Genomic DNA, 1,661 nt, shown 5'->3' with positions numbered 1-1,661 from the left:
CAGCGGCAGCGGCAGCGGCAGCGGGGAGATCGTCCTGCGCGTGCGTGGCGGCCCGGCCGCCGCCGGGACGGGCCGCTGGGAGCTGCGCCCGACGCACCGCGCGCTCGGCTGGCAGGACACCGTGCCGGCGCTCACCGCCGCCTACGTCGTCGACCACGAGCTGCCTATCGAGATCCACACGGACATCGAGACCGGCCAGCTGGCCGGCGTCCGGCCGCGGCCACCAGCTCGACCACCAGCTCGACCGACGGCGGCGGACCGACCGGACGCGCCGGACCAACCAGACCCAACAGACCCAACAGGCCAGCCAGGCCAGCCAGGCCAACCAGAAGAAGCACCGGGCCGGTCAGGGGCGCCGGGCCGGCCGGAAGTGCCAGGCCGGGCGGCGATGCCGGGCCGGGCCGGAGCCAAGGGGGTGCAGCGGACGTGAAACAGGTGGTGCAGGCGGTCAGCGGAGGCGCGGTCGAGGTTCTCGACGTCCCCGCACCGCGGATCGGACCGACCGAGGTGCTGGTCCGTACCGCGGCGAGCATCGTCTCCCCCGGGACGGAACGGGCGGTCACCGCGCTCGCCCAGTCGGGGCTGCTGGCCAAGGCCCGGGCCCGTCCCGACCTGGTCCGCCAGGTGGTCCAACGGGCCCGGGCCGACGGGATCGGCCCGGCCGCCCGCGCGGTACGGGCCCGCCTCGGCGGGGACATCCCGCTCGGCTACAGCGCCGCCGGGACCGTGCTGGACGTCGGCGAGATGGTCGACGGGACCGGTATCGCGCCCGGACAGCTCGTCGCCACCGGCGGGGCCGGCTGGGCGAACCACGCCGAAGTGCAGGCGGTGCCCGGTCTGCTGTGCGTGCCGGTGCCCGCCGGGGTGCCGGCCGCGGACGCGGCGTTCGCGACGGTGGCCTCCATCGCCCTGCACGGGCTGCGCCTGGCCGACGTCGGGCCGGGCGCGAAGGTGGTGGTCGTCGGGCTTGGCCTGGTCGGCCAGCTCGCCGCCCGGATCGCGCTGGCCAGCGGATGCGACGTGGCCGGCATCGACGTCGCCGACCTGCCGCTGGCCGCGGCCGGCCGGGCCGGCGTCCTCACCCTGCGTGAACAGGGCGAGGCCACCACGGCCGCGGTGGCGCGCTGGGCCCGTGGGCGGGGCGCGGACGCCGTGCTGGTCTGCGCCGCCACCCGGAGCTCGGATCTCATCGGCCGGGTGCCGGCGCTGTGCCGGGACCGCGCGACCGTGGTCATCGTCGGGGACGTCGGGCTCGAGCTCGACCGCACGCCCTTCTACGACCGGGAGCTGTCGGTGCGGTTCGCCCGCTCGTACGGCCCCGGCCGCTACGAGCGGGCGTACGAGGACTGGGGGGTGGACTACCCGGCCGGCCAGGTCCGCTGGACGGAGGGCCGCAACCTGGAGGCCGTCGTCGACCTGCTGGCCACCGGCCGGCTGAAGGTCGCCGATCTGGTGACGCACAGTTTCGCCATCGACGACGCCGCCGACGCCTACGCCCTGGTCGAGAGCCGGAGCGAACCGTACCTGGCGATCCGCTTCGACTACGACGTCTCCCGGACGCTGCCGGCGAGCATCGTCCTGCCGCCCCGGCGCGGGCAGCCCGGACGGCCGGGGCTGGCCGGGCTGCCCGCGCTGTCCGGGCAGCCCGGACGGCCGGGGCT

General features: G+C 76.8%; 1 protein-coding gene and 1 pseudogene. Both read left to right on the top strand.

The window, feature by feature from the left end; genetic code table 11:
* Nucleotides 1-430, top strand: a pseudogene (locus tag NBX02_RS07930) (hypothetical protein); the annotation flags it as partial.
* The coding region (locus NBX02_RS07925; protein WP_250290662.1) for a zinc-binding dehydrogenase at nucleotides 427-1,661 on the top strand (1,235 nt) is incomplete at its 3' end. The pseudogene NBX02_RS07930 and the gene NBX02_RS07925, both read left to right, overlap by 4 nt.

Origin of the sequence: Protofrankia sp. CiP1_Cm_nod1 (genome assembly GCF_920888515.1) — a bacterium.
Lineage (GTDB): Bacteria > Actinomycetota > Actinomycetes > Frankiales > Frankiaceae > Protofrankia.
This window is presented reverse-complemented; position numbering and strand designations above follow the sequence as displayed.